The sequence below is a fragment of the Acidovorax sp. LjRoot118 genome (assembly GCF_964253575.1).
GTDB lineage: Bacteria > Pseudomonadota > Gammaproteobacteria > Burkholderiales > Burkholderiaceae_C > Acidovorax.
This window is the reverse complement of sequence record NZ_CAXURB020000001.1, coordinates 3,777,377-3,802,150: the sequence shown is the minus strand read 5'-3', so window position 1 is coordinate 3,802,150 and position 24,774 is coordinate 3,777,377. Positions and strand designations below refer to the sequence as shown.

General features: G+C 68.5%; 27 protein-coding genes. 14 read left to right on the top strand and 13 right to left on the bottom strand.

The window, feature by feature from the left end:
• Positions 1-57: 57 nt before the first annotated feature.
• Together ACSQ9E_RS18000 and ACSQ9E_RS17995 are read right to left on the bottom strand one after the other, a co-directional pair.
• The gene (locus tag ACSQ9E_RS18000) at positions 58-468 is read right to left on the bottom strand and encodes a nuclear transport factor 2 family protein (protein ID WP_436218714.1); all 411 of its coding nucleotides are present in this window, start codon (positions 466-468) and stop codon (positions 58-60) included.
• Positions 465-1,046: an NADPH-dependent FMN reductase gene (locus tag ACSQ9E_RS17995; protein ID WP_436218713.1), complete on the bottom strand. Its 582-nt coding sequence runs from the start codon at positions 1,044-1,046 to the stop codon at positions 465-467. Before ACSQ9E_RS17995 ends, ACSQ9E_RS18000 begins: the two co-directional genes overlap by 4 nt.
• Before the next feature lie 34 nt (positions 1,047-1,080).
• On the opposite strand from ACSQ9E_RS17995, the gene ACSQ9E_RS17990 reads away from it, so the two are divergent.
• From ACSQ9E_RS17990 to ACSQ9E_RS17955, 8 genes are all read left to right on the top strand, one after another.
• A complete protein-coding gene (locus ACSQ9E_RS17990) occupies positions 1,081-1,797 on the top strand; it encodes a GntR family transcriptional regulator (RefSeq protein ID WP_428001630.1) in 717 nt (238 codons plus the stop codon).
• 530 nt (positions 1,798-2,327) lie between these two features.
• Entirely contained in the window at positions 2,328-3,188 is an 861-nt protein-coding gene (locus ACSQ9E_RS17985) for a fumarylacetoacetate hydrolase family protein (protein ID WP_436218712.1), read from the top strand.
• 89 nt (positions 3,189-3,277) lie between these two features.
• Positions 3,278-4,249 carry a tripartite tricarboxylate transporter substrate binding protein gene (locus tag ACSQ9E_RS17980; RefSeq protein WP_436218711.1) on the top strand — a complete coding sequence of 324 codons (972 nt, stop codon included), beginning with the start codon at positions 3,278-3,280 and terminating at the stop codon, positions 4,247-4,249.
• Positions 4,250-4,278: 29 nt separating this feature from the next.
• The gene (locus ACSQ9E_RS17975; protein ID WP_057204160.1) at positions 4,279-4,857 is read left to right on the top strand and encodes an amino acid synthesis family protein; all 579 of its coding nucleotides are present in this window, start codon (positions 4,279-4,281) and stop codon (positions 4,855-4,857) included.
• Between the two features lie 2 nt (positions 4,858-4,859).
• The gene (locus ACSQ9E_RS17970) at positions 4,860-5,876 is read left to right on the top strand and encodes a zinc-dependent alcohol dehydrogenase family protein (protein ID WP_436218710.1); all 1,017 of its coding nucleotides are present in this window, start codon (positions 4,860-4,862) and stop codon (positions 5,874-5,876) included.
• A 19-nt stretch (positions 5,877-5,895) separates the two neighbouring features.
• A complete protein-coding gene (locus ACSQ9E_RS17965; RefSeq protein WP_057204186.1) occupies positions 5,896-6,468 on the top strand; it encodes a VOC family protein in 573 nt (190 codons plus the stop codon).
• A 74-nt stretch (positions 6,469-6,542) separates the two neighbouring features.
• Positions 6,543-6,962: a hypothetical protein gene (locus ACSQ9E_RS17960; RefSeq protein ID WP_157412618.1), complete on the top strand. Its 420-nt coding sequence runs from the start codon at positions 6,543-6,545 to the stop codon at positions 6,960-6,962.
• A gap of 4 nt (positions 6,963-6,966) precedes the next feature.
• Positions 6,967-7,422: a hypothetical protein gene (locus ACSQ9E_RS17955; RefSeq protein ID WP_436218709.1), complete on the top strand. Its 456-nt coding sequence runs from the start codon at positions 6,967-6,969 to the stop codon at positions 7,420-7,422.
• 7 nt (positions 7,423-7,429) lie between these two features.
• On the opposite strand, the gene ACSQ9E_RS17950 is transcribed toward ACSQ9E_RS17955, so the two are convergent.
• The 3 genes from ACSQ9E_RS17950 to ACSQ9E_RS17940 are packed head-to-tail and all read right to left on the bottom strand — an operon-like array spanning position 7,430 to position 12,710.
• Positions 7,430-10,216, bottom strand: a complete 2,787-nt coding sequence (locus ACSQ9E_RS17950; protein WP_436218708.1) for a DUF6493 family protein — start codon at positions 10,214-10,216, stop codon at positions 7,430-7,432.
• Between the two features lie 22 nt (positions 10,217-10,238).
• Positions 10,239-11,594, bottom strand: a complete 1,356-nt coding sequence (locus tag ACSQ9E_RS17945; protein WP_436218707.1) for an SWIM zinc finger family protein — start codon at positions 11,592-11,594, stop codon at positions 10,239-10,241.
• A gap of 42 nt (positions 11,595-11,636) precedes the next feature.
• Positions 11,637-12,710, bottom strand: a complete 1,074-nt coding sequence (locus ACSQ9E_RS17940) for a serine hydrolase domain-containing protein (RefSeq protein WP_436218706.1) — start codon at positions 12,708-12,710, stop codon at positions 11,637-11,639.
• Between the two features lie 192 nt (positions 12,711-12,902).
• On the opposite strand from ACSQ9E_RS17940, the gene ACSQ9E_RS17935 reads away from it, so the two are divergent.
• The 3 genes from ACSQ9E_RS17935 to ACSQ9E_RS17925 all read left to right on the top strand — a co-directional run bounded on the left by ACSQ9E_RS17935 (position 12,903) and on the right by ACSQ9E_RS17925 (position 14,265).
• Positions 12,903-13,331: a hypothetical protein gene (locus tag ACSQ9E_RS17935; protein WP_436218705.1), complete on the top strand. Its 429-nt coding sequence runs from the start codon at positions 12,903-12,905 to the stop codon at positions 13,329-13,331.
• A 67-nt stretch (positions 13,332-13,398) separates the two neighbouring features.
• Positions 13,399-13,566, top strand: coding sequence for a LiaI-LiaF-like domain-containing protein (locus ACSQ9E_RS17930; protein ID WP_007861565.1), 168 nt, complete (start codon positions 13,399-13,401; stop codon positions 13,564-13,566).
• A gap of 60 nt (positions 13,567-13,626) precedes the next feature.
• Positions 13,627-14,265 carry a hypothetical protein gene (locus ACSQ9E_RS17925; protein ID WP_436218704.1) on the top strand — a complete coding sequence of 213 codons (639 nt, stop codon included), beginning with the start codon at positions 13,627-13,629 and terminating at the stop codon, positions 14,263-14,265.
• Between the two features lie 16 nt (positions 14,266-14,281).
• Here the strand turns inward: ACSQ9E_RS17925 and ACSQ9E_RS17920 are convergent, their stop codons facing one another.
• From ACSQ9E_RS17920 to ACSQ9E_RS17905, 4 genes are all read right to left on the bottom strand, one after another.
• Positions 14,282-14,704, bottom strand: coding sequence for a group III truncated hemoglobin (locus ACSQ9E_RS17920; protein ID WP_436218703.1), 423 nt, complete (start codon positions 14,702-14,704; stop codon positions 14,282-14,284).
• Positions 14,705-14,718: 14 nt separating this feature from the next.
• A complete protein-coding gene (gene ytfE / locus ACSQ9E_RS17915) occupies positions 14,719-15,495 on the bottom strand; it encodes an iron-sulfur cluster repair protein YtfE (protein WP_436218702.1) in 777 nt (258 codons plus the stop codon).
• 290 nt (positions 15,496-15,785) lie between these two features.
• The gene (locus ACSQ9E_RS17910; RefSeq protein ID WP_436177488.1) at positions 15,786-16,646 is read right to left on the bottom strand and encodes an isocitrate lyase/PEP mutase family protein; all 861 of its coding nucleotides are present in this window, start codon (positions 16,644-16,646) and stop codon (positions 15,786-15,788) included.
• 67 nt (positions 16,647-16,713) lie between these two features.
• Positions 16,714-17,676: a Bug family tripartite tricarboxylate transporter substrate binding protein gene (locus ACSQ9E_RS17905; RefSeq protein WP_436220233.1), complete on the bottom strand. Its 963-nt coding sequence runs from the start codon at positions 17,674-17,676 to the stop codon at positions 16,714-16,716.
• A 225-nt stretch (positions 17,677-17,901) separates the two neighbouring features.
• Here ACSQ9E_RS17905 and prpR point away from each other — a divergent pair, with 225 nt between their 5' ends.
• Positions 17,902-19,869 (top strand): propionate catabolism operon regulatory protein PrpR, encoded by a 1,968-nt coding sequence (prpR, locus tag ACSQ9E_RS17900; RefSeq protein ID WP_436218701.1) that lies wholly within the window; start codon positions 17,902-17,904, stop codon positions 19,867-19,869.
• Here the strand turns inward: prpR and ACSQ9E_RS17895 are convergent.
• Both ACSQ9E_RS17895 and ACSQ9E_RS17890 read right to left on the bottom strand, forming a co-directional pair.
• Positions 19,866-20,408, bottom strand: coding sequence for a 2'-5' RNA ligase family protein (locus ACSQ9E_RS17895; protein WP_428001616.1), 543 nt, complete (start codon positions 20,406-20,408; stop codon positions 19,866-19,868). The two genes, prpR and ACSQ9E_RS17895, sit on opposite strands and share 4 nt — an antisense overlap.
• A gap of 100 nt (positions 20,409-20,508) precedes the next feature.
• A complete protein-coding gene (locus ACSQ9E_RS17890) occupies positions 20,509-21,444 on the bottom strand; it encodes a LysR substrate-binding domain-containing protein (protein WP_436218700.1) in 936 nt (311 codons plus the stop codon).
• 92 nt (positions 21,445-21,536) lie between these two features.
• On the opposite strand from ACSQ9E_RS17890, the gene ACSQ9E_RS17885 reads away from it, so the two are divergent.
• Together ACSQ9E_RS17885 and ACSQ9E_RS17880 are read left to right on the top strand one after the other, a co-directional pair.
• Entirely contained in the window at positions 21,537-22,193 is a 657-nt protein-coding gene (locus ACSQ9E_RS17885; RefSeq protein ID WP_436218699.1) for an NAD(P)H-dependent oxidoreductase, read from the top strand.
• A gap of 411 nt (positions 22,194-22,604) precedes the next feature.
• Positions 22,605-23,258 carry a lysophospholipid acyltransferase family protein gene (locus ACSQ9E_RS17880; RefSeq protein ID WP_057204175.1) on the top strand — a complete coding sequence of 218 codons (654 nt, stop codon included), beginning with the start codon at positions 22,605-22,607 and terminating at the stop codon, positions 23,256-23,258.
• Between the two features lie 26 nt (positions 23,259-23,284).
• Here the strand turns inward: ACSQ9E_RS17880 and ACSQ9E_RS17875 are convergent, their stop codons facing one another.
• Positions 23,285-23,866, bottom strand: coding sequence for a redoxin domain-containing protein (locus ACSQ9E_RS17875; RefSeq protein ID WP_200961157.1), 582 nt, complete (start codon positions 23,864-23,866; stop codon positions 23,285-23,287).
• A gap of 131 nt (positions 23,867-23,997) precedes the next feature.
• Positions 23,998-24,711 (bottom strand): phosphoserine phosphatase SerB, encoded by a 714-nt coding sequence (serB, locus tag ACSQ9E_RS17870; RefSeq protein ID WP_057204176.1) that lies wholly within the window; start codon positions 24,709-24,711, stop codon positions 23,998-24,000.
• Positions 24,712-24,774 lie beyond the last annotated feature (63 nt).

Genomic DNA, 24,774 nt, shown 5'->3' with positions numbered 1-24,774 from the left:
CCCCGCCCGCTGCGACAGGCAGGAGCGCCATGGCTCGCCTGGCCGGCCGTGGCCGGATCAGGTGATGCTCATCTCCAGGGGCGTGGTCTGGAAAGCGATCTGCCGCCAGGCGCCGCCATCCTCCTGCGTCCACACCTGCAGCACGCGCGAGTCGATGCGCACGGTGCCGGTGCCGTCCTTGCGCACCGCCACCAGCAGTTGCCTGCCGGTCATCACGGCGCTGGTGCCCAGCACCTGTACCTTGAGCTCGGACCGGTCGATCTGCTGGTACTCGACATGCGTGCCGCCGGAGCGGAAATAGCTGTCGTAGTCGTCCGTCTGCCCCTTGGCATGCACGTGGGTGAGGCCGGGGTGCAGGATCTCGCGCAGCCGCGCAAAGTCGCCGCGTTGCATGGCATCGCAGCGCCGGGCCTCCAGGTTCAGCAGCAGGGATTCGGTGTTGCCGGGGCGGTGGGTTTCGGATGTCATGTGGGTCGTTGGGCCAGCCAGCGGATCTCGCCAAGCAGCTCCACCAGTCCGGCCTGGATGAAGCCCAGCGTGGGTTCATCCACCAGGCGGCCGTCCTGGATGCGGCTGGCCACGCCTGCAATGGCGATGTGCTGGCGCACCAGGGGCCGGGCCAGCGTGGCGGCCAGGGCGTCGCGGATCTGGGCCTGGGCGCGCACGCCGCCGGCTGTGCCGGGCGATGCGGTCATGACCAGCACCGGCTTGCCCTTGAGCGGCGAGGCGAAGCCCGGGCGCGATGCCCAGTCGATGGCGTTCTTGAGCACGCCGGGAATGCCGTAGTTGTACTCGGGCGAGCAGATCACCAGGCCGTCCGCGCCCGCAATGGCGCCCTTGAGCTGCGCCACGGCAGCGGGCGGGCTGTCGCCATCAAGGTCGGCGTTGTACATGGGCACGTCGTCCAGGGGGAACAGCTCCAGCGTGGCCGTGGGCGGCAGCAGCGGGGTGAGGCTGCGCAGCACGGCCGTGCAGTGCGATGCGCGGCGGATGCTGCCCGATATGGCAACGAGGCGGATGGGGGCGGCGTTCGGGTCAGTGGTCACTGGGGTTTGCTCCTTCTTTCAATGGCTTGAGTTTATGCATAAAATGCAAAACATGTACAAAAAAGAAACGCCTACGCGCACACCGCCCCTGGTTGACCAGGCGTTTGCACAACTGCGCCACGATGTGCTCAGCGGTACCTACGCCGCCGGTGCCAAGCTCAAGCTCGACGAGCTGCAGACGGCCTACGGTTTCTCCAGCAGCCCCCTGCGCGAAGCCTTGAGCCGCCTGGCCCAGGAGGGGCTGATCCGTTCCGACGAGCGGCGCGGTTTTCGCGTGGCGGCCATTTCGGCAGAAGACCTGGCCGACATCACCCGCATGCGCGTGATGCTGGATGTGCAGGCGTTGCGCGAATCGATCGCCCATGGCGACGATGCGTGGGAGGCCTCTGTGGTGGGCGCCTTCCACCGGCTTGAAAAGGTAGAGGGCCGCCTGGGCAATGGCCCCGCCATCCTGGACGAGGGCTGGACCGACCTGCACACCGCCTTTCACATGGCGCTGATTTCCGCCAGCCCGTCGGAGCGACTGCGCGCGATGAGTGCCAGCCTGTTCGACCAGGCAGAGCGCTACCGGCGCTATTCGGCCCGTTTTCGCAAGAGCTTCAAGCACAAGTCCAACGAGCACCGCAAGCTCATGGATGCCACCCTGCGCCGAGATACGGACACGGCCTGCGCGCTGCTGGAAGAGCACATTCTGAGCACCCAGCGCAATGTGATGACCGTGCTGGCCCAGGTCGAGCAGCAGCTGGGCTGAGAGCGGCTAACAAAACTCTTCTGGCGTCGTTGCCGCGTCTTGTCGTACTACCCGTACTGCCTGCGACGCAGCGCCTAGCCAGAACCGCTTCGCTGAGTTTTGTTATCCGCTCTAAAGGGCCCCTGGCTGTCCCTGCACCCAACTGACCGGTAGCGGGCTGCACGCACCGCCTACAGCCCGGCGGCCGTCGCGGCCCCGTGCATCCCTTTCAGCCTTTTTCTTCGCGCAGCCCCAGCGCATCCGCACCCACGCAGCCCAGGCGGAACGCCGCTGCGGGGCTGTCCCTGCCTGCCTGGCGCACGCGGGGTCGGGTGCAAGCTCTCCAGCAAATTCCCCCTCCCTTGATCACTTGAGCCGCCGCCCGCTTGCAGGCTCTTTTGCGCCACTCCATTTTTGTGCTTGGTGTAAACCACTATGCATTTATTATGTTTTATGCATAAAAATAACTTCATGCACCAAGTCGTGCGGCTTGAAGAATTCCCTTCAGGCCGCCATCCCTTTCAACTCTCCCATCCCTTTGAAGGAAACCCATGAAACTGATGTCCTACTCGATCTCCGGCCGTGAAACCTGGGGCGTTGTCGTCGCCGATGGCGTGGCAGAACTGGCGGTGCGCACAGGCCACGCCACGCTGGCCGACTTCATCGCCAGCCCCGACTTCGCGCGCCGCGATGCGCTGGTGGCCGGGCTGGGTGCCGATGCGAAGCTGGCCGACGTGGTGTACCTGCCCGTGATCCCCCGCCCCGAGAAGATCGTCTGCGCGGTGCGCAACTACATGGACCACCACCAGGAGGTGCTGGCCGCCGGCATGCACCGCGAGCTGTCCGAGCAGCCGCCGATCTTTTTGCGCGTCTGGCGCTCGCAGACGCCGCACCAGGGTCCCATCGTGCGCCCGCACGTGTCGGAGTCGCTGGACTGGGAGGGCGAGCTGGCCGTCATCATCGGCAAGGAGGGGCGCGATATCAGCGAGGCCGATTCCTGGGCGCACATTGCAGGCTACAGCTGCTACAACGATGCCAGCGTGCGCGAATGGCAGTTCCATGCCAAGCAGATCGCATCGGGCAAGAACTTCGAGTCCACCGGCGCCTTTGGCCCCTGGATGGTGACGGCCGACGAGATTGCCCCTGGGCGCGAGCTCAAGCTGGAGACGCGGCTGAACGGCGCCGTGGTGCAGTCCAGCCACACGGGCCACATGATCTTCTCCATCCCGCGCCTCATCGCCTACGCCTCCACCATCTTCACGCTGGTGCCCGGCGACGTGATCATCACCGGCACGCCGGCCGGTGTGGGCTGGAGCAAGAAGCCCCCGCAGTTCATGAAGCCCGGTGACGTGGTGGAGGTGGAGATCGAGGCCATCGGCCTGCTGCGCAACCCGGTGGTTGCGCAGGCCTGAGCGTTGCCACTCACCAGATCCCATCCATCCACCACCAACGGGTAGAGCACCAGGCCCCAAGACGGCCGCCGCCCATGGAGACAAGCACCATGAACAGAAGACACCTGCTGGCCGCCTGCAGCGCGGCTGCCCTTGCCTGGCCGGCATTGCCGGCCCTGGCCCAGGCCTACCCGGAGCGGGCCATCAAGCTCTACCAGGGCTTTGCGCCCGGCGGCAATGCCGATGCCATCGCCCGCGCGGTGGGCATGGAGATGGCCCGTGCGCTGGGCCAGCCCGTGGTGGTGGAGGCGCAGTCCGGCGCGGGCGGCACCATTGCCGCCACCACCGTGGCGCGCGCCAGGCCTGACGGCTACACGCTGCTGCTGGCCACCGGTGGGCACGCAGTGGCGGGGGCGCTGTACAACACGCTGCCCTACAAGTCGGTGGCCGATTTCGAGATGGTCTCCACCGTCACCTACTTCCCCTTTCTGGTGGTGGTCAACACCAACTCCAAGGTGCAGGGGCTGCGCGAGGTCATCGCCAGCGCACAGGCCGCGCCCGGCACGGTGGCTTATGGCACGGCAGGGGTGGGTTCCACCCACCACCTGGCCGGCGAGCTGCTGGCCAAAATTGCACGCGTGAACCTGCTGCATGTGCCCTACCGGGGTGATGCGGCGTCGCTCACCGCCTTGCTGGCGGGGGATGTGCCCTTCATCATCGCGCCGCCCACGGCGGTGATGGCCAACATCCAGGCCGGCAAGCTGCGCGCCATTGCCACCACGGGCCCGCAGCGCTGGCCGGGCCTGCCCAACGTGCCCACCGTGGCCGAGCAGGGCGTGGCTGGCTACGACGTGCGCTCGTGGGCCGGCCTGATGGCACCGGCCGGCACGCCCCGGGCCGTGGTGGAGCGCCTGAACGCCGAGGCCTTGCGCGCGCTGCAGGCGCCCGCCGTGCGCCAGCGGCTGGAGGACATGGGCGGCGAGGCACGCGGCAGCACGCCCGAAGAGATGAAGGCCATGGTCAGCCACGAGCTCGAAAAGTGGCAGCAGGTGGTGGCCGATGCCAAGATACCAAAACAATGAACGACGCAATTGACTGAAAGACTTTTCGCATGACTCTGATCGCCATCCGCAAACGCAGCCTCACCATTGAAACGATCTACCACGAAGGCGGCCCGCCAGCGCAGCAGCCGCTGCGCGTGGCGTCGGCCTGCGCAGTGATCCACAACCCCTACGCCGGCCGCTACGAGCCGGACCTGCTGCCCTTCATGGCCGAGCTGCGCAGCCTGGGCACCCTGCTGGCGCAGGAACTGGTGGACACCCTGGGCAAGGAGAACGTGCAGGCCTACAGCAAGGCCGCCATCGTCGGCGTGAACGGCGAGCTGGAGCATGGCGCGGTCTGGCACGAGGCGGGCGGCTGGGCCATGCGCCAGGTGCTGGGCGAGCCCAAGGCCATCGTGCCGGCGGCCAAGGCCGTGGCGGCCACGGGCTACCGGCTGATGGTGCCGCTGCACTACATCCACGCGGCCTATGTGCGCAGCCACTTCAACAGCACCGAGGTGGGCATACAGGATGCACCGCGCCCCAACGAGATTTTGTTCGCGCTGGTGATGGCCGATGGCGGGCGCGTCCACTCGCGCCTGGGCGGGCTCACGCGCGAGCAGGTCTCCGTGCACGACGGGCAGCGCTGAGCATGGCGGCACACACCACCATGACGATGAAGGCCGTGCAGCTGCAGGTCACCGGCGGCCCCGAGGTGCTGTCGCTCGTGGACCTGCCCGAACCCCGGCCGGGCCCCGGCGAAGTGCGCGTGCGCGCCCACGCCATCGGCGCGGGCGGGCCGGACGTGCTGATCCGCAACGGCACCTACAAATGGATGCCCCCGCTGCCCGCCGTGCCCGGCAATGAGCTGGCCGGTGTGGTGGACGCCGTGGGCCCGGGCGTGGTGCGCCTGGCCGTGGGCGAGCGCGTACTGGTCAGCGCGCGTGAGCTGCCCCAGCGCGGTGGCTGCTATGTGCAGGCCATCTGCGTGGACCAGGCCGTGCCCTTCGTGCTGCCGGCCAGCATTGGCTTCGACGACGCGGTGAGCCTGGGCAACTTCCAGCTCGCGCTGGCGCTGCTGGCGAGCAACGGCAACCTGCCGGCGCATGCCATCCTGGTGCCTGGCGCGGCCGGCGGCGTGGCCACGGCGCTGGCGCAAGTGGCGCGCTCGCGGGGGCTGCGCGTGATCGGCACGGCATCCAGCCCGGAAAAGCGCGCCTTCGCGCTGGAGAACGGGGTCACCGACCTCGTCGATGGCAATGACGTGCAAGCCCTGCCGCAGCGCGTAATGGAGCTCACTGGCGGGCGGGGCGTGGACCTGGCCTTCGACCATGTGGGCGCGGCGCTCTTCATCGCCTGCCTGCGCTCGCTGGCGCCCTCGGGCATGGCGGTGTCGTACAACATCCTCGCGGGCCCGCCGTCCGACGACGTGTTTGACGAGCTGCGCAAGCTGCTGGCCAAAAGCCTGGCCATCCGCACCTTCTCCATCCACGCGGTGGATGCCGACATCGCGCAGCGCCGCGGCCTGATGGAGCAGGCCATTGCGCTGATGGCCAGCGGCCAGGTGCGCGCACCGCGCGCCATGCGCCTGCCGTTGGCCCAGGCCCGCCAGGCGCACGAGCTGCTGGACAACGGTGGCACGCTGGGCAAGCTCGTCCTGATCCCCTGACCCTATGGAGGCCGCCACCATGAACCCACCCTACAGCGCCAACCTCTCGCACTGCGGCATCTTCTGCCGCGACCTGGAGGTGATGAAGCGCTTTTACACCGGCGTGTTCGACATGCAGGAGACCGACCGGGGCGAGGGCGTCACCTTCCGCTTCGAGATCGTGTTCCTGAGCGGGCGCGACGACCAGCACCACCAACTGGTGCTGGCCGGCGGGCGCGGGGCCGAATCGCCCAGCACGGTGATGCAGCTGTCCTTCAAGGTCAAGACCATCGACCACCTGCGCGAGGCGCGCCGCCGTGCCCTGGCACTGGGCGCGACCAAGATGCGCGGCCTGAACCACGGCAACGCGATCTCGATCTACTGCATGGACCCCGAAGACAACACCGTGGAGGTGTACCTGGACACCCCCTGGTATGTGAGCCAGCCCCACGGCGACCCGCTGGACCTGGACCAGGACGACGAGGCCATCTGGGCCCAGACCGAGCGCGTGGTGCGCACCGATCCGAGCTTCATGCCCGTCTCGGAATGGGCGGTACGCTTCGCCCAGCGCCGCCAGGCCTTGCAGCAGGCGGGGGGATCTGCGCCGGGCTGAATGCCTGCAGCCTGCCAACGGACTTTGGCTGCGCGTACCATCGGGCCACTTCAACGTGGCAAAGGATGTCGTTCGTGCACCGATTCAGTTTCAAGGCCATTCTTGCCGGCGTCGTGTTGATGCTGGTGCTGTTGCCAGCCATTGCCTATGGGCTGTGGTACCTGGCCTCGTGGTGGTTCCAGGCCCAGGGCGGCGGCGATGCGCAGATGGCGCAGGCGGTCACCGAGTTCCTGGACGGCAACCTGGGCACGCTGGCGCTGCTCCTCGTGGGCGGGGCAATGTGCATACCTGGCGGCTATGTCACGGCGCGGCTGGCACCGGCGCATCCTTATGCCAACAACCTGGTGGTGGCGGGCCTGCTCACCGCCATATCCATTGGCCTGGCCATCGGCACGGGCTCGGGCTGGGACTGGTGGTTCGACCTGGCCAATGCGTTCTTCACCGTGGCGGGCTGCTGGTTCGGGGGCTGGCTGGTGGCGCGGCGCGGCCGGTGAGCGCATGCCGCAGCGCGAGCGCCTGGAGATCCACCCCGCCGATGGCAGCCTGACGCTGCAGCCCTCGGGGCGTGTGGTGGGCAAGGGCCTGCGCAGGCAGGATGTGCAGGCCTTGCTTGCCGAGTTCTTCGGCGGCTCGCACGAGCATGGCAACGGCTACGCCTGGCTGTCGTTCCACGGCTTCGACCTGGGCGGCAAGCCGTGCTGGCTGTCGCTGGGCTTTCACGAAGGGCTGCTGAACATGGTGCTCATCGGCGTGGGCCTGCCCGGCGCCCAGGAGGAGGACGGCTGGCCCACCCAGAAGGCCATCGACAACGAGATCGCCTTTGTGCGCCAGGCATTGGGCAAGCAAATGGGCCGCCACTTCGGCAACGGCGATGTGACCTTCCCCTGGGGCACGGCCTGGAGCCGGTTCGACCCCAAGGGGTTTGCGGCCAGCGCGGGCCTGCGCTACCGCTGAAGCCGATTCAGGTGCCCAGCAATTGCTGTTGAGCCGTCTTGCCCTTGCCGCCCAGCTTCATCGCTGCCAGCGCGGCCCGGGTGCCCGCAGGCAATGGCAGCTGGTGCCCCAGTCGCAGTTCCAGCAGCAGTTCGAGCAGTGGCGCCAGGTCCTTGCGTTCGCCGCTTGCTGGGGCCTGCACCATGGCGCAGAGCAGTGCAAACACCGCCGCTGGCATGGCCGCATGGGCCTGGGCTGCGGCAGTGAGGCTCTTGGCATAGCGCGGGCCCTTGACCAGGGGCGTGGCCCACAGGCGGGCCAGCGTCTCGCCCAGGCTGGTGATGTCCAGCCGGCCGTCCTGCACGCCCAACACCAGCGCGTCCACCGCCAGCGCCGTCTGCCCGGGCTCCTTGCCGGCCAGGGCCACGGCCAACAGCAGCCGGGCCATAGGGGTGAAGGGCGTGGTGGGCTCCAGCAGCAGGTCCAGGTAGGCGCGGTTTTGCCACTGGGCCTCCCACCAGTCCAGGTTGCTGGCGATGGTGCGTGTGGCTTCGGCGAGCAGGGGCTCCAGGCCCGAAGGCAGCAGACTGGCTGCAAAATGGATGTGCGCCTCCTGTTCCGCCCAGCGTGGGCGGTCTGTCAGGTGCATGGCGCACAGGGCCAGGGCGACGTGGTGGGGTTGGCTGTGTGCCTGCGCTTGCAGCGCGGGTTCGTGCGTGATGTGGAAGTCGTCGAAGGTGTGGTCGTGCTCGGTGGTCTCTGTTTGCACTTGCCAGTCCAGTTGCGCGTGGCGCGGGCCGTCAGGGCCCAGGTCGCCATACGCGGCCAGCGTGGCCGGGTCGTCCGCATGCGGCGAGCGGATGCGCGCCGAGGCCAGGAACAGGGGGCGTGTCGCTGCATCCTGGGGTACCTTGATGCCGACATCGCCCAGCGCGTAGCGCAGGGCCTGCACCAGCGGGTCTGGTTCCTTGATGCCATGTGCCTCGGTCAGCGCGGCATGGGCCGCATCCGCGTCCCTCTGCTCGGGCACCAGGCGCATCAGCGCCTGCACCTGTTCGGGAATGGGTGCTTGCGCCCCGGCCTGCTGGTGCGCCTGGATGCGCGCCAGCAGTTCGCGCGGGTCGATGAAGCCGCCCAGGTGTGTGGGGGTGGACAGGGGCGTGAGGCCTTGACACGCAAGCGCTTGAGCGATCAGGCCCCGCGTGCGCGGTACGATGAAGTGTTCGACAAAGATGTGCGCCTCGCCAGGCATCGCCATCGCGCTCTCTGCGGTGTCCTCGCCATCCAATGCGGCGGCCATGACTCGGGTGAGCGCGAAGCCGAGCGGCTTGGTGGTCCACTCCAGTTTTTTGGCGCGCTTTTGCAGTGCGAGGAATGCAGGTCGGTCCGCTGCCGCGATGGGTGCCAGCCGCACCAGGGCTCCTGCCACACGCTCCCACTCATCGATGTCGGCGGGGTTCTCCAGGGCATAGGCCATGCGCTCGATCAGGTCGGGAATGTGCTCCATCGGGGGCAGGGCGCGGCTCGCGTCCAGGGGTGAGATGGGGCGCGGTGGTGCTGCCACGGTCGCCCCGATGGCGGCAGACGCTGTCTCGGCAGGCCACGGCGCCGCGGCCTCTCCCACCAGTTGGGCCAGGGCTGGCCGGTTCACGGCCGAGACAAATGGCAGGTAGCTGCGCGCCAGTTCCTGGCCGCCTTCGTCCAGGCCCCAGGTGGTGAGAAAGGCGATGGTTTTCTTCTGCACGTCCGCCGCCGTATGCGCCAGGGCCTGCACGGCCACACCGCTGGCGCGGTGGGCCAGGGCGGGTTCGTTCTTCGCCACCTGGCCCAGCAGCTCCAGCGCCGCCAGCACCTGGGCCTTGGCGGTGGCCGATGCCACGGGCGCGGCGGCTTCGCACACGGCTTCACCCTCCACGCGGCCTGCCTTGTACAGGGCGGCCACCGCCTGCAGCGCCATGCCCGCCGTGGGCGCAATGCGGCTGTGGCACAGCGCCAGGTAGCGGTCAGCCTGCACGGCCATCTCGTCCACGGCAGGGCGCAGTTGCTCGTGGAAGCGCGAGAACCAGCCCGACTTGAACTGCGGCCAGTCGCAGGCCAGCGCGCCCAGGGTCTTGTCCAGCAGTTGCGCGCGGGTGTACACGCCGCGCTCGCACAGGGTGAGGAAGGCATGGCTCCAATAAAGCTCGGGGTCGTGGCAGTACTTCTCGCGCGCGGCAAAGCTGCCGTCGGAGGTGCCTTCGCGCTCGAACAGTTTCAGCAGGCTGGGCGCTACACCGGGATCGGCATCCACATGCTTGAGCACCACATTGGATTCGTCGCGCAGGTCGCCGTAGAACAGCGCGTCGATGTATTCGTCGGTCTCGGGCCGCTCCACCAGGCCGGCCACGATGGCGCGGTGGATGACGTACGCGTAGTGCCAGTCGTGGTCGCCGTACAACTGCTTGTGGAGCGGTACGGCGGACAGCGGGGGCCGGAACTGCGCCTTGAAGGCGGGAATGTCCTTTATGCCGATGTGCATCCAGTAGTCGCACAGCGGATTGTCCGGCTCGCACAGGAAACGGGCCAGGTCGATGGCGCGGAACAGCCGGTTGGCCCTGGCCTTGTCAAAGGGCTCGCGCAGGTTCAGCGGGTTGCGCTGGTCGGGCCGCAGCAGGCCCCAGCGCATGTGGTTCAGGTGCGCCACGGCGGGCCGGGCGGCGGCTCGCTCTGCCGGGCCCATGGCGGCCAGCAGGTCCATCACGGCGGGGATGTCGCCAGCGAGAAGGCCCTTTTCGAGCGGTGTGTCGTAGCGGCGGGTGGCGTCGGTGGATGGCATGGGGGATTCAGGTCCGTTCAGTTCAATGCAAAGCGGCGGCTGCTGCACAGGCGGCGAGCACATGCTTGCATGGCCCGCGCTCTCCCTGGTGCTTGGCGAACCAGGGGCAGGTGCAGCGCACCAGCCCATCCACCTCGCGCACGCGGTAGCTGACGTCGGCGCTCTGCACTTCGGCATCGAGCGGGGCGGTGGACAAGAGGCGCACGGCGCCGGCCTGCAGCAGCGCGCGGGCATCGGCCAGGCGCGGGTTCATGTCGTCGAGCTGGGCCAGGTCCATGGGCAGCACGCGGTGGAAGTAGGCACCGTGCACCAGGTCATAGCCCACCAGGCCCGATGCGCCCAGGAGCTGCAGTGCGCGGTCCACATCGGCCACGGGCCACTGCAGCGCGGCCGCGAGCTCATCGCTGCGCAGCGTGTCCTGCCAGTGCAGCCGGGCGCGCACGGCGCTGGCGGGGCGGCCTTCATCGGCCAGCACCAGCGCCTGCAGGGCCTGGCCCTCGCCCGAGAAGCCGCGCCACACCTCGGCGCTGAGTACCAGCGTCAGGCGCATGGTGCCGAAGTCCAGGCACCAGGCGCTGGCCTGCTGCTGCGCGTCGGCAAACAGGGTGAGCGTGCGCGCCTTGGGCAGCAGGGTCTCGAGCACGCGCAGCCGGCTGCTGTCGGTAAACCTCACGCCGCTGCCATCGTTCTGCGCCGTGGTGCGCAGGCCCTGCGGCCCGGCCACCACCCACAGCGGGGTCTTGCTGGTCGATGCCCTGGGCAGGCCGCGCACAAAGCGCAGGGCGGGAATGGCCCCCACCTCGAACACCTTGCGCATGGCCGCCTGGTAGCTCTGCACGGCCACCATGCTGCGCAGCCAGCGCAGGGGCAGCTCCACCTTTTTCTCGACCACCTGCGCGCCGGCGGTGTGCAGCGTGAAGGCCGCGGCTCCTACCGACAGGGCCAGGCCATCGGCATCGCGCACCTGCGCCAGCGCGGCGCGCATCGGCGCGTTGAAGTCGATGTTGGTCGTGCCCTTGCCGACGATGTCGCCCGCGTAGGCGCCGGGCTCCATGTCCACCCGGATGTAGGTGCTGCAGCAGGCCGAAAAGCCTTCGAGCCGCAGCATGCCGCTGCCGGCCGTGACCACCGGGTCGGCCAGCGCCACCGCCTTGGCCACGCTGTTGGCCGGCGTGAAGAAGCGCGACCCCACGAGCAGGTGCACGGCGCTCAGCAGCTGCGCGGCCAGTTGGGGCTGGTGCAGCCGGCCCTCGAAGAAATGCGGGTGGGGCACTTCGGCGGGCGACGAGGTGGCCAGGCGTAGGTGCGGTGCGGCGCCGGCCCCCACGTCCATGGACGAGGGCTCGGCATAGCGGTAGGTGTGGGCGAACTGGAGCATGGGTTGGCTGCGGTGGCGGGGCGATTCTGGCAGAGCCAGCGGTCAGGGTTTTGGCGCCAGCCGTGCGTCGAGAATCATCTTCAGAAGCCGCCCGAACTGTTCATCGTTCACCTGGTTCCTGGGGTTGTCGGTGTCCACCCGGTGCACCACCACCAGGTCGTACGCCGGTACCACGACCACCAGGTGCACGCCAACGCCCTGCGCCGAAAAGGTGCCCGCGGGCACGCGGACGGACGGCAGGTGGCGCCCGTCCACCTCCACCCACCACATGTAGCCATAGCCCCCGTCCACTCCTCTATCGGAGTAGGACTGCAGGCTTTGCTGGATCCATGCAGCCGGAATCAGCTGCTTGCCGCCCCATTGCCCGCCGCGCAGGTACAGGAGCCCGAAGCGCGCCAGATCGCGGGCCGACATGTGCATGGGGTAGGCGGCGTGAATCGAATCATTTCCTCTGAAATACTCACCGTCTTGCGCACGCCAGTCCTGCATCTGCAGAGGTTTGGCAAGGCGCTCTACGAAGGCGGTGTAGAAGCCCGTTTTGGCCTGCGCTTCGTAGATGGTGTTGAGCGCATTGAAGTCCCAGTTGTTGTAGTACCAGAAGCTGCCCGGCGCATGGCTGCCACGCGCCGGCCGGGCGGCCGCCATGGCGGGGCTCTCGTACAGGGCGGGGTGGTAGACACCGGATCGGGCCTTGAGCAGGTCGCCCACGGTGGCGCGTTTTTCGGCCTCGGTCAGTGCTGGCGCGTTGTCGTCGATGCCCAGCTCGCCCAGGGTGGCGTCGAGCCGCATCTTGCCCTCGCCCACCGCGATGCCGATCAGCCCGCTCAGGATGCTCTTGCGAATCGAGTGGATATGGTAGCGGTCCTGCGTGCGGCCCCATTCGTCGAGCACCTTGCCATTGACCACCAACATGACTGCCGCCGTGTCGAGGCCCTTCGAGTGCTCGCGCGCCAACGCCAGCTTCGGGGTGGACCAGCCCACCGCCTCAGGCGAGGCGATGCGCTCCCACTCGGCGCCGGGTACCGGGGCCACGTCCGGGGCGGCGATTGCCTGCGCTGCCAGCAGCAGGGCGATGCCCGCAACCCACCGCCACGGTGCACAGATGATTCTTGCCATTGCTTGCATCGGATGCCTTCCTCCAGGTGGAACAGGGGAGCCGCATCGGATCCCGGTGCTGCCGATACTAGCCACTTCGATGCCCTTTCCGGGCACGTTGTGTGCTTGCCAGCCTGCAGCGCCTGCGCGCAGTACCCTGCGGCGCCTGCGCGCAGTACATTACGCGGGCCAACAACCTTGAAAGCGTCTACGGTGAACCGAATCAACCCCAAGGCCCTCATCGTGGGCACCTCGCTCCTGCTGGCACTGTCCATCCTTGCCGGTGTGGTGCTGGTATCCCTGCAGGGCCTGCTGCTGGCCATGGAGGGGCAGAGCGAAGAGCAGATCATCCAGGCCCTGGCCGATCTGGCCGACGACGACGGCTACCTGGTCTGGAGCATGGTGCTCGGTGCGCTGGTCAGCGTGCTGGGCGGCCATGTCGCGGCGCGCATTGCAGTCGTTTACCCGTATTTCAACGGCCTGGCGGTGGGCGTGCTGAGCACGCTGGTGGGTTTCGCCTTCTGGAGCGAGCTGCCGCTGTGGTTCAACCTCGCGGGCATCGTGGTCACGCCGGCCTGCTGCGTGCTGGGCGCGCACCTGGCGGTGCTGCGCGCGCAGGCATCGGCTGGGCGCATGGGATAGGCCAACCCCCATAATCCGTGCCAGAGGCCGTCTGCATCGGCCCGCAACCATCTTGGAGGAAGTGCACATGAAGGGCAACGTCGCTGCCATCGTTCTGGTCGTGCTGGGGGTGTTCTTTCTGCTCACCAACCTGGGGCTCATCAGCATCAGCCTCAAGGAATTGCTGGTGACCTGGTGGCCGCTGGCGCTGATCGCCATCGGCGTGGCGCTGTTCTTCACGCCCAAGGAAAAGTAAGCCACGCCTGCCGCAGGCGCTTGCGTCCGCTACGATCGCCTCTCCAACAAGGGAGAGGTCATGGGTAAGAACGTGGTGGCGCTGACGATGGCATGGGCGCTGGCTGGCGCCTGGGGCGGGGCGTTGGCGTCCGAAAAGCCGGTCGAAGCGGTCAGCGCGCTGGTCCAGGGCGCCAGCAGCCGTGCCGGCGCCGGGGCCGAGCTGCTGGCAGACTTTCAAGGGGTGGCCGAGCCGGGGCTGTTCAACAAGGCGGACGATGCCGCCCTGGCCCTGGATGGCGCCATCGCCGCAGTCCAGCGCATCGACACCTCGGCCAGGCCCCAGTTGGCGGTCGCATCGCTGGCGTACCTGAGGGCGGCGCAGAGCCTCGTGAAAAGCCTGCTCGACGCCCGCCGCAAGGCGCTGCACGCAGACACGCTGGACCGCGAAGGCGCCCAGGCCGTGACCGACCTGAAGGCCGCCAAAGACAGCGACAGGCCGGCGCTGCTGGCGCACATGGAGGCGGTCTTTGGCCAGAGCGACGAGGCCGAAGCCGCCATGAAGGCGTCGGTGGCCCGCGCGACCTCGGCCCTGGCCGAGCTGGCGCTGCGCAGGGAGCTGCTGGCCGCCCAGCTGGGTTCGCCGGATGCGCTGGTGCCAGAGAAGACCCTGGCTGCGGTCAAGCGTGGCCTGCAGACAGTGCAGCCTCAAGAAGAGTAGGCCACCGCCACAGCCGTCACGGGTGTGGCGCCGCATCCCTGTCGTGCGCGTCCACAAACGCCGGCGCCGCTCCGAAATACCCCCGGAACAGATTGCGCGCAATGCCATGCGCAGCCACCTGCAACTCCTGCGCGAACGCGGGCGCGAACAGGCGGCCCGTGTGCTCTTGCCACAGCCCCACCCAGGCCGCGAAATGCGCGGGCGTGATGCCGGTCAGCTCCATGTGCTTGCCGAACACATCACCCTTGAAGCTGCGCGCGCCCAGCGCCACCGTGCACCAGAAGTCCACCAGCCGCGCCAGGTGCGCGTCCCAGCGGCCGTGCAGCGCGGCCTCGAACACGGGGCCCAGCAAGGGGTGGGCGCGCACGTCGGCATAGAAGCTGTGTACCAGCACGGTCATGCTCTCGGCATCGGGTTCCAGAAAGCCTGGCTCGGTCATGGCGGTACCCCCGTTCAATGGCAGCCGCAGCGCGGGCTGGCGCAGTCCGACGCGCCCGCCTCCAGGCCATGGGCGGCGCCGGCCTGGGCCTCGAACGGCGGGAACAGCACGTTGTTCTCCAGGTGGATGTGGGCGATCAGGTCGTCGGCCAGCTGCGCGATGCCGGCGTACAGCGCGCGCCAGGTGGTGCAGGCATCCTCGGGCGGGGATGTGTCATTGGTCAGCGCGTTCAGGCGCTCCAGCGCGGCACCGTGGTCCGTGTGCTCGGCGCGCATCACGCCGATGGGCGTGCTCACGAACGGGTTGCCGCCCGCGCGCAGCAGCGGGAACAGCACGGCTTCCTCTTTGCCCATGTGCTCCAGCAGTTCCACGTGCATGGCCTCTAGCGCATCGGCCAGGCCCGTGGGCACGGCCGGGTGGCTGCGGTGCACGGCCTCCACGCGCCGCGCCATGCGCACCAGCTCGGGCAGCTGTGCGCGGTGCACCTCGTGGTAGCGCGCGATGATCAGGTCGATGAGCGCATTCGCACTGGCGCCCGCCTGGGGCAGGACATCGCCGCGCTGCAGCTGCGCCAGTTCAGCCAGCACCGCCTCGGCATCCAGCCCCCTGTCGGCCGCCGCCTGCGCCAGGCTCACCTGGCCGCCGCAGCAGAAATCGAGCTTCAGGCGCCGGAACACCGCCGTGGCGCCCGGCAGCTGCACGGCTATCTGACCGATTGGCTGCTGCGCATGCAGGTCAAAGGGCGCGCCAGCAGGGGCGTGGGCAAAGGAGGCAGGGTCACGGGCGTTCATGGCGGTCCTTTAAAGATTCATTCAATATGTTTATTTTAAGTGGTATTTGAAATGAATCTTTATTTTGACCATGGTGCCGGTGGTCTCTTTGATCTGTCTCAACCAGGCGCCATCCGGGCCCGGGATGCTCAGAGGCTGGGAATTTTTTGGCCGTGTCCGAAGTGCGCGCCAAAACGCCTCGGATCTAGGCGCAAAGCACAGCCATAGCTCGGGCTATGGCGAGCATTTGCAACGAAGAGCCGGGGTGTTTTGGCGTGCAAGGCGGGCATGGACGAAAGATTTTCAGCCTCTCAGGTATAGCGGCGTTCCAGCGCGTCCCAGGCCGGCTTGCCGACCAGGCGCTGGCGCTCGGCGAACGGGGCGACCAGCGCGGGGTCTTCTTCGAGGCGCCGGTCGTCGCGCAGCACCCCGAGGGCCTTTTGCATGCCCGCCACGGCGCCTTGCAGGGCTGCGTTGGCATAGAGCACGAGGCCATAGCCCATGCCGCCCAGCTCCTCAGCGCCGAAGATGGGCGTCTTGCCGCCCACCACCATGTTCATGAGCTGCGGGCGGTCCAGGCGCTGCGGCAGCGCACGGATTTCATCGGCGGTGGTCACCGCTTCGACGAACAGGATGTCGGCGCCTGCCTCGGCAAAGCGCTGCGCGCGCTCCACCGCCGCCTCGAAGCCGTGCACCGCACAGGCGTCGGTGCGCGCCAGGATCAGCAGGTCGGCGTCCTGCCGCGCATCGGCAGCTGCCTTGATCTTGTTGACGGCCTCTTCGGTGGAGATCACGTCCTTGCCCGCGAAGTGGCCGCAGCGCTTGGGCGCGACCTGGTCCTCGAACTGGATGCAGTCGGCGCCCGCGCGCTCCAGCGTGCGCACGGTGTGGCGCACGTTGAGCGCGTTGCCAAAGCCGGTGTCGGCATCGACGATCAGCGGCAGGCCCACGGCGTCGCGGATGCGCGCCGTGTGGTCGGCCATCTCGGCCAGGCCCACGAAGCCCTGGTCCGGCAGGCCGAACCACATGTTGGTGACGCCGGCGCCTGTGATGTAGATGGCCTCGAAACCCAGGTCCTCGATGACCCGGGCCGAGAGGGCGTTGAAGGCGCCCGGCACGATGGCGCCGCGGCGTGCCTGCACCAGGGCGCGCAGTTGTTGTTTGGTATTCATGGGTGGCCTGGAAATAACGGAAAAGCAGACGGGCAGTGGATCGGTGGTAGGTGTGGAGGCTGCGCGCTCACTTTTCCTGCATCTGCGCCGCCTTGACGATCTCGCCCAGGCGCTTGCGCTCGGCGTCGACGAACTTCACGAACTCCACCCGCGTGCCGCCGATGGGCTCGATGCCCATGCCCTTGAGCTTGGCCACGGTGGCGGGCTCGCGCATGGCCTTGTCCACGGCGGCGGCGAGCTTGTCCAGGATGTCGGCGGGCGTGCCGCGCGGCGCATGCAGGCCGGCCCAGTGGGCGATCTGCAGCTCGGGAAAGCCCTGCTCGACGGCGGTGGACAGCTGCGGGTAGGCCGAGATGCGCTGCGTCCAGGTGGTGGCCAGCGCCTTGAACTTGCCGTCGCCGCGGATGTGCGGCAGCGCGATGATGCTGGCCTCGGAGGTGCCTTCCACCTGCCCGCCCAGCACGGCCGTGGTGCTCTCCGAGCCGCTCTTGTAGGGTATGGGCTGCAGCCTGGCGCCGTACTTCACGTTGAGCATCTCGGCCACGAAGTGGGGCGTGCTGCCGGTGCCGGCGGTGGCGAAGTTGAAGCCCGCGCCCTTCTTCGACGCCTCGACGAAGTCGCGCAGGTTGTCGTACGGTGCCGACTTGGGCACCACCACCACCGAAGGCGCCAGCCCGATCATGACCACGGGCACCAGGTCCTCGTCCTTGAAGGGCAGGGACTTCTTGATCATGCTGTTGGAGATGACGCCGGCCGCGCTGATCAAGAAGGTGTAGCCATCGGGCGCGCTCCTGGCCACCAGCTCGGCGCCGAGCGAGCCGCCCGCGCCGGGGCGGTTTTCGATGATGACGGACTGCTCCAGCACCTTGGCTGCGCCCTCTGCCGCCGCGCGTGCCAGCAGGTCGTTGGCACCACCGGACGAGAACGGAACCACAAAGCGGATGGTCTTGGCAGGCCAGGCCTGGGCCTTTGCGGCCAGGGGGAGCATGCAGGCGACTGCGGTGGCCGCAGCGGCGGCCGTGCAGGCCATGGAGGAAAGGCGGGGAAAGTGCATCAAGTGTGTCTCCTGGTTTTATGGCGGTACGGGGTGCAACGATGGCAACAGGGTCTGTGCAATCGCTGTGCCAACGGGCCGATGCTGCCTTGTTGCAATTCAAGTCATTGATTTGAAAGGATTTTTCTCCTGTGCAGGGTGCCTTGGCATTGCTGTGGATTTCATTTGTGTTTCAATAATGGATCAGTGAAATTGATTGAAATGAATCTTTCCCGCCCCGTCAGCTTGCCCCATGGGCCCGCAGCAGTCCGCCCGCTGCGCATCGTCGCCGTGGCCCGCCACCGGCTGGGCCGGGTGCTGGCGCGGCTGGTGCCGGAGGTGGCTGCGCAGGCGCAGATCGAACTGGTGGCGCATGCCTTCGACGACGCCGTGGTGGCCGTGCGGGCCCTGCATGCGCAAAGCCCCGTCGACGCAGTGGTGGCGGCAGGGGCCAGCGGCGAATGGCTGCGCCAGCACCTGGACATCCCGGTGGCAATGGTGGAAGTGCGGGGCTCCGACCTCATGCGCGCGCTGGCGGCGGCGCGCGCCCTGTCGCCCAGGGTCGGCCTGGTGTCGTTCGATGGGCCGTCGGAGCACCTGGCACAGCTCGATGCGCTGTTCGGCATGGGCATCGCGCAGTTCAGCTACCGCAACCCCGAGGACGGGCCGGCCTGCATAGAGGCCCTGCGCGCGGCCGGGGTGGAGGCCGTGGTCGCCCCCGGGCTGGTGGCCGATCTGGCCGAGCAGGCCGGCATTGCCAGCGTGCTGATGTACTCGGACGACGCCGTGCGCCAGGCGCTGCAGGACGCTGTGCACCTGGCACGCCACAGCCGTGCGGAGCGCTCGCGCCACGAACGGCTGGGCACCATCCTCGGCCAGCTGCAGGACGGCGTGGTCGCCGTGGACCTGCGCCAGCGCATCGAGGCCTTGAACCCTGCCATGGCCGAGCTGCTGGGCACCTCCGTCGCACAACTGGTCGGCCGCGTGCTGAGCGAGGTGGAGCCCGTGCTGGACCTGGGCGCCACGCTGCTGATGCGCGATGCCCCGGCCGAGGAGGTGCTGCAGATCGGCATGCGCACCCTGGTCGTGCGGCGTGCGCCCATCGTCGAAAACGGCGAGATCACCGGCGCGCTCTTGGTGTGCCGCGACCCGGCCGTCATCCAGCGCGCCGACCGCCACCTGCGCGCCAACCAGCGCCAGCGCGGCGCGCCGGCGCGCTACCGAATCGAGGCCTTTACCGGCACCAGCACGGCGGCGCGGCGCGTGCGCGAGCTGGCGCAGCAGTGCGCGGCCAGCGATGCCACGGTGCTCATCACCGGCGAAAGCGGCACCGGCAAGGAACTGGTGGCCCAGGGCATCCACACCGCCAGCCGGCGCGCGAGCCAGCCCTTTCTGGCCGTGAACTGCGCCGCGCTGGGTGAAAGCCTGCTCGAAAGCGAGCTGTTCGGCTACGAGGAAGGCTCCTTCACCGGCGCTCGGCGCGGCGGCAAGACCGGGCTGATCGAGGCGGCCCACACGGGCACCTTGTTCCTCGACGAGATCGGCGACATGCCGCTGGCGCTGCAGACGCGGCTCCTGCGCGTGCTGCAGGAGCGCGAGGTGCTGCGCCTGGGCGCCACCGCCGCCGTGCCGGTGGACCTGCGCGTGATCGCCGCCACCCATGCCGACCTGGCCGCGCAGGTCGAGCGCGGCCTGTTCCGGCGTGACCTGTACTACCGCCTGGCGGTGCTGCGCATCGAGACGCCGCCCCTGCGCGGGCGCGGCGCCGACATCGCCCCCCTGGCCAGCAGCCTGATGGCGCGCCGCGCCGCCGCAGCGGGCGTGCCCGCAGCGCAGGCATCGGCCTGGTTGGCCGCCCTGCTGGAGCTGGCTGCAGGCTACGGCTGGCCCGGCAACGTGCGCGAGCTGGAGAACCTGGTGGAACGCCTGCTCGCCTGCCACGGCTACCTGGCCCCGGGTGGACGGATGGACCGCGCCCGGTTGCTCGAAGTGTTTGCGGAATGCACGCAGGAGCGCCCCGTGCCCGTGCGCGAACGCCTGCTCAAGGGCGCACGCGTGGCTGCGGAGCGCCAGCGCGTGCGCGAGGTGCTGCAGTCGGTGCAGGGCGACCAGGGCCAGGCCTGCGCCATCCTGGGCATCAGCCGCTCGACGCTGTGGCGGCGGTTGCGTGAGGAAAATTCAACGCCTTAAAGTCCGCCCAGCGGGTGCTGTGCAATGGCCTGCAAGCGGCCGTCCCTCACTGCGCCCACGGTCAGGGACTGCAACTGGCCAGCGATGTCGACGCCTGCTTGGTTGAGCCCGTCGCACAGGGCCTTCGCCGCCGCGATGTCGCTTGTGGACGCGATCGTGATGTGTGGAATATAGGGAATCTCCAACAGCAAGTGCGGGGCCAGGACGCCGGTGTAGAGCCTGTCGTGCAGCCGCGCGATGGCGCTGTTGCCCTCGTCGGGCACCAGGAACACGTAGGCGCCGGCATCGGGCCCGCCCGCGTGCAGCATGGCGTGGCGGCAATGGAAGCGGATGGGCTGCGCATGCCTTGAGATGGCCGCCACATGCGCCAGGTAGGCCGCTTCAGGTACGGCCGAGCAGCCGAACACCAGCGTGAAATGCGGCGCCACCAGGTCCACCTGCGGATCGTGCTGGCGCCGAACGCCGTCGATGAAGGCCTGGGCCGATGCATCCACGCCCAGGTAGGCCACTGTGTAGAGGGGCGTGTGCGGCGTGTCCATGCGGCGGGGCGATGAAAGGATCGGTCGTGGCGGGCCCCATCGTACCGGCCCTGCGTGCGGAGCGGAAGCACGCGCAACGATTTACATCAACCGTCATATCTCACCCCCGCAACAACTCCCTCACCACCCTCGCCACAAACCGCACCCCCGCATCCTGCTGCCGCCGCGCATGCCAGGCCAAGTGCAGCGCAAAGCCCTCAACCGCAATCGGCGGCTCGAACACCGCCAGGCCGCCAAACGGGCTGCTGCTGTCGCCACCAACACCAACGCCGCCGGCAACCGGCCGCAGGCAGCGTCGCGGCACCATGGCGATCAGGTCCGAGCTGGCCAGCAGCGGTGGCACCAGCAGAAAGCTCGGCACCACCACGCCCACGCGGCGCGTGCGCTGCAGCGCCAGCAGCGCCTGGTCCAGCGCGCCGCGCGTCTCGCCCCGGCCCGAGACCAGCACGTGCGGGTACTGCAGCCAGCGCTCCAGGTTGAAGTCCTTCGCCGCCGGGTGCCCGGCGCGCATGCACACGGCGTACTGCTCGTGCAGCAGTTCCTCGCGGTGGAAGGACGCCTCCACCGCCGGGAAGACCGACACCGCCAAATCCAGCCGCCCGCGCGCCATGGCGTCCAGCGCATCGGCCGCACCGTGCCAGGGCTCCACCACCAGGTTGATGCCCGGCGCACTCGCCGCCAGCCGTGCGTGCAGCGGGCCCACCACCATCACGGCCGGGTAGTCGGCCATGACGATGCGCACCGTCTGGCGCAGCGTGGCCAGGTCCACCTGGGGGTGCGGGTCGATCACGCGCGCGGCATCGGCCAGCAGGCGCGACAGGGGTTCGCGCAGGGCCTCGGCCTTGGGCGTGAGGCGCATGCCGCCCTTGGCACGTTCGAGCAGCGGGTCGCCGAACAGGTGGCGGCAGCGCTCCAGCGCGTTCGACATGGCCGGCTGCGACAGGCCCAGCCGCTCGGCCGCGCGCGTCACATGGGCCTCGTCCAGCAGGGCTTGCAGCACCACCAGCAGGTTCAGGTCTATGCCTCGTAAATTCATGAAATCAATGAGTTGATATACGAATTATCCGTTGGATTAATTGTCGTCCGGATCGCATCCTTGGGGCATCTACCCACCCACAGGAGCCATTGATGACCGATACCACCATCACCACCACCACTGCCCCCGTCCGCAGCATCGACACCCTGGTGCTGCTGTTCCACCCGCGCTTTGCCCAGTCCGCCACCAACCGCGCGCTGGCCAATGCCGCCGCCGCACTGCCTGGTGTGGAGGTGGTGGACATGGCGGCCCTGTACCCCGAGGGCAGCGCCATCGACGTGGATGCCGAAGTGCGCCGCCTGCTCAGCGCCCGCCGCGTGGTGCTGCAGTTCCCCGTGCAGTGGTATGCGACCCCGCCCCTGCTCAAGGCCTGGCAGGACGCGGTGCTGACCCGCATGTACTACATGGCCTACGCGAGCGAAGGGCGCCATCTGGAAGGCACGCCCCTGCTGGTGGCTGCCACGGCAGGCAATGTGCCCGAGGCGTACACGCCCACGGGCCAGAACCTGTTCCCGCTGGCCGACCTGCTACACCCCCTGCACGCCACGGCCCACCGCTGCGGCCTGCCCTGGGCCGAGCCCTTTCTGGTGTACCGGGCGGGGAAGATGGGCGCAGCGGAACTGGCGGGGGAGGCGGCGCGCTATGCGGCGCGGCTGCGGGCGTGGGGTGCAGGTGCGGGTGCGGGTGCGGGTGCGCTGGAGCATGGCAGCATTGCATGTGCCGAGGAACTGCTGGGCGCTGCAGCCTGATGCCCTGGCGCGCCGGTGGGGGTACCTGCTGCGCCAGAGCCGCAGCCAAGACACCTTCGGTCAGTCGCTCTCGGCATGAGTTCCGCCCCTTCCATGCGGGTAGCCAATGCACATCGCGTTGCAGTTGGCACGGGTAGTGAAAGGACCCTCTGCACAAATCCCTGCGGCCGTTGGCAGCGCGGCCTCGGGCGGTCCGCTGCGTTGCTTCTCTTGCCAATAGCCCTGCTATTGGCTGCAAGAAGATGCCTTGCGGCCCATCCCGATCCGCGCTACCACCGATCCGCGAGGTTTATGCAGAGGGTCCTTAAGGGATTCCCCCAGGTTGGGCTGTCACACGGGCTTATCATTCCCATGGCAGGCAGCCCCCAACCAGCCGCCGCCCATGCGCCTTCCCGACCGCCACTCCTGTCAATGACCACCGCCACACCTTCTTCGGATTCCGCTGCTGCATCCCCCGCCTTGCAAAAGCCCAACCTCTTCGTTCGCATCCTGCGGGTTCTCATGTCCCGGGTGGCCCGGGTCACGGTGACGGGGGCTGAGCACCTGGACGGGCCGGGTGGCAAGATCGTGGTGTGCAACCACGTGGGCTGGTCGGACCCGCTGTGGGTGGGCTATGCCGCCTTGCCGCGCAAGCTGCACCAGATGGCCAAGAAGGAGCTATTCGAGACAAAGCTGGGTGCCTGGTTCGTCAGCTCGGGCGGCGGCTTCCCGGTGGACCGGGGCAGCCCCTCGACCGCCACCATCCGCCAGGTGGTCTCGCTGGTGCAGGCGGGCCAGTTGGTGCTGATCTTCCCGGGGGGCACGCGCAATGCCGAGAACCCCGAGGCCAAGCGCGGCGCGGCCACCATTGCGCTGCGCGCCAAGGGCCAGATCGTGCCCGCGCACTTCGACGGGCCGGGCGAGATCCGCGCCAGCCACTTCTTCACCCGCCCGCGCATCCGCATCACCTTCGGGCCGCCCATCGTGCTGCCGCCCGATGCCACGGCGAACAAGGAGTCGGCGCTGGCGCTGACGGTGGCCATGGACGAGGCGATGAAACGCGTGGCCGAGCAGCGTCCTACCTGAACCGCTGCGCGCCTGTTCTGCAGCGTTCAGCCCGCCAAGGCGCTCCAGCGCGGCAGCACCTGCGCCCACCACAGCCGCCAGCGCATGCCCCAGCCGGGCGTGTAGCCCGTCGTGGCAAAGCGCACCTGGCCCTGCGCATCCACCACCACCAGCGCCGGTACCACGCGCACACCCCAGGCGCGTGACAGTTCTGCCTGCGGGTCGACCGCAGTAGGCCAGGGCATGCCGCGCTGGCGCTGCACCTGGGCCACGCGCGCGGCGGGGCCGGACTGCATGGCAATGCCCAGCACCGGCCAGTCGGCCGAGAGGGCCGCAACGGAGGGCTCTTCGATCTTGCACACCGGGCACCAGTCGGCCCAGAAATGCAGGGCCACGGCGCGGCCGGGGTGCTGTGCGCGCCATTGGTCCAGCGTGGTGGCGCTGCCATCGGCCAGGGTGATGGCAGCATCGGGCGCCGGCCCGCTCGGCAGGTCGCGCGTGCGCCAGGCATCCACGCCCGCCACCACCAGCACGGCCAGCAGCAAAGTGCCCAGGTGCTGGCGCCAGCCCCGGCGCAGCGATTGCCAGGCACGAAAGGGCAGGGCGCGAATACCGGTGGTGGGCTGCATCAATGTCTTTTGGTTGATGGTTCGATCACTGTCGAGCCGCTCACAAAGCTCAGCGCAGCGGTTCTGGCTAGGCGTTCCGGTGAGTACAGCAAGACGGAACAACGACGCCAGAAGAGCTTTTTGAGTGGCGATCAGCGCAAGACTTCCAAGAGGCGGTCGAGGCCACCTTCGTTGATGGCCACCTTGGCCTGCGCGCGCACGGCGGGCTTGGCATGGTAGGCCACCGAGAGGCCGGCCGCGCCCATCATGGGCAGGTCGTTGGCGCCGTCGCCCACGGCAATCGCCTGCGATGGGTCGATGCCCATGAGCGAGGCCACTTCGAGCAGCGTGCGGCGCTTTTCGGCACCGTCGCAGATGTCGCCCCAGGCCTGGTCCAGCATGCGGCCAGTGAGCAGGCCATCCTGCACTTCGAGCATGTTGGAGCGCGCGAAGTCGATCCCCAGGCCCGCCTTCACACGGTCGGCAAAGAAGGTGAAGCCGCCCGAGACCAGCAAGGTGGTCAGGCCTGCGGCCTTGGCCGCGCTGACCAGTTCCTTGGCGCCCGGGTTGAAGCGCAGGCGCTCGCTGAACACCTGCTCCATGTGCGCCACGGTCACGCCCTTGAGCAGGGCCACGCGCTGGCGCAGGCTTTCCTTGTAGTCGGTGATGATGCCCTGCATGGCCGCCTCGGTGATGGCGGCCACCTCGGCCTTGCGGCCGGCGGCGTCGGCGATCTCGTCCACGCACTCGATGTTGATCAGGGTGGAGTCCATGTCGAAGGCAATCAGCTTGTAGCTCGACAGGGACAGCGGGGCGTCTATGCCCTGGACAACAAGGCCGGGGGCGAATTCGGTGGCGTTTTTCATGGGGAAAGGGGCGAATGCGGGGATCGGAAGCCCCAATGGTATCGCCCGCGCAGGTGTCCCGTG

Excerpts from the sequence above, each read along its gene's own strand:
- serB (WP_057204176.1), bottom strand. The coding sequence starts at position 24,711 with ATGAAAAACGCCACCGAATTCGCCCCCGGCCTTGTTGTCCAGGGCATA.
- prpR (WP_436218701.1), top strand. The coding sequence starts at position 17,902 with ATGAATCTTTCCCGCCCCGTCAGCTTGCCCCATGGGCCCGCAGCAGTC.
- ACSQ9E_RS17975 (WP_057204160.1), top strand. The coding sequence starts at position 4,279 with ATGACTCTGATCGCCATCCGCAAACGCAGCCTCACCATTGAAACGATC.
- ACSQ9E_RS17980 (WP_436218711.1), top strand. The coding sequence starts at position 3,278 with ATGAACAGAAGACACCTGCTGGCCGCCTGCAGCGCGGCTGCCCTTGCC.
- ACSQ9E_RS17925 (WP_436218704.1), top strand. The coding sequence starts at position 13,627 with ATGGGTAAGAACGTGGTGGCGCTGACGATGGCATGGGCGCTGGCTGGC.
- ACSQ9E_RS17965 (WP_057204186.1), top strand. The coding sequence starts at position 5,896 with ATGAACCCACCCTACAGCGCCAACCTCTCGCACTGCGGCATCTTCTGC.
- ACSQ9E_RS17920 (WP_436218703.1), bottom strand. The coding sequence starts at position 14,704 with ATGACCGAGCCAGGCTTTCTGGAACCCGATGCCGAGAGCATGACCGTG.
- ACSQ9E_RS17910 (WP_436177488.1), bottom strand. The coding sequence starts at position 16,646 with ATGAATACCAAACAACAACTGCGCGCCCTGGTGCAGGCACGCCGCGGC.
- ACSQ9E_RS18000 (WP_436218714.1), bottom strand. The coding sequence starts at position 468 with ATGACATCCGAAACCCACCGCCCCGGCAACACCGAATCCCTGCTGCTG.
- ACSQ9E_RS17940 (WP_436218706.1), bottom strand. The coding sequence starts at position 12,710 with ATGGCAAGAATCATCTGTGCACCGTGGCGGTGGGTTGCGGGCATCGCC.
- ACSQ9E_RS17955 (WP_436218709.1), top strand. The coding sequence starts at position 6,967 with ATGCCGCAGCGCGAGCGCCTGGAGATCCACCCCGCCGATGGCAGCCTG.
- ACSQ9E_RS17950 (WP_436218708.1), bottom strand. The coding sequence starts at position 10,216 with ATGCCATCCACCGACGCCACCCGCCGCTACGACACACCGCTCGAAAAG.
- ACSQ9E_RS17875 (WP_200961157.1), bottom strand. The coding sequence starts at position 23,866 with ATGCAGCCCACCACCGGTATTCGCGCCCTGCCCTTTCGTGCCTGGCAA.
- ACSQ9E_RS17990 (WP_428001630.1), top strand. The coding sequence starts at position 1,081 with ATGCATAAAATGCAAAACATGTACAAAAAAGAAACGCCTACGCGCACA.
- ACSQ9E_RS17970 (WP_436218710.1), top strand. The coding sequence starts at position 4,860 with ATGGCGGCACACACCACCATGACGATGAAGGCCGTGCAGCTGCAGGTC.
- ACSQ9E_RS17880 (WP_057204175.1), top strand. The coding sequence starts at position 22,605 with ATGACCACCGCCACACCTTCTTCGGATTCCGCTGCTGCATCCCCCGCC.
- ACSQ9E_RS17895 (WP_428001616.1), bottom strand. The coding sequence starts at position 20,408 with ATGGACACGCCGCACACGCCCCTCTACACAGTGGCCTACCTGGGCGTG.
- ACSQ9E_RS17890 (WP_436218700.1), bottom strand. The coding sequence starts at position 21,444 with ATGAATTTACGAGGCATAGACCTGAACCTGCTGGTGGTGCTGCAAGCC.
- ACSQ9E_RS17945 (WP_436218707.1), bottom strand. The coding sequence starts at position 11,594 with ATGCTCCAGTTCGCCCACACCTACCGCTATGCCGAGCCCTCGTCCATG.
- ytfE (WP_436218702.1), bottom strand. The coding sequence starts at position 15,495 with ATGAACGCCCGTGACCCTGCCTCCTTTGCCCACGCCCCTGCTGGCGCG.
- ACSQ9E_RS17905 (WP_436220233.1), bottom strand. The coding sequence starts at position 17,676 with ATGGCCTGCACGGCCGCCGCTGCGGCCACCGCAGTCGCCTGCATGCTC.
- ACSQ9E_RS17885 (WP_436218699.1), top strand. The coding sequence starts at position 21,537 with ATGACCGATACCACCATCACCACCACCACTGCCCCCGTCCGCAGCATC.
- ACSQ9E_RS17985 (WP_436218712.1), top strand. The coding sequence starts at position 2,328 with ATGAAACTGATGTCCTACTCGATCTCCGGCCGTGAAACCTGGGGCGTT.
- ACSQ9E_RS17930 (WP_007861565.1), top strand. The coding sequence starts at position 13,399 with ATGAAGGGCAACGTCGCTGCCATCGTTCTGGTCGTGCTGGGGGTGTTC.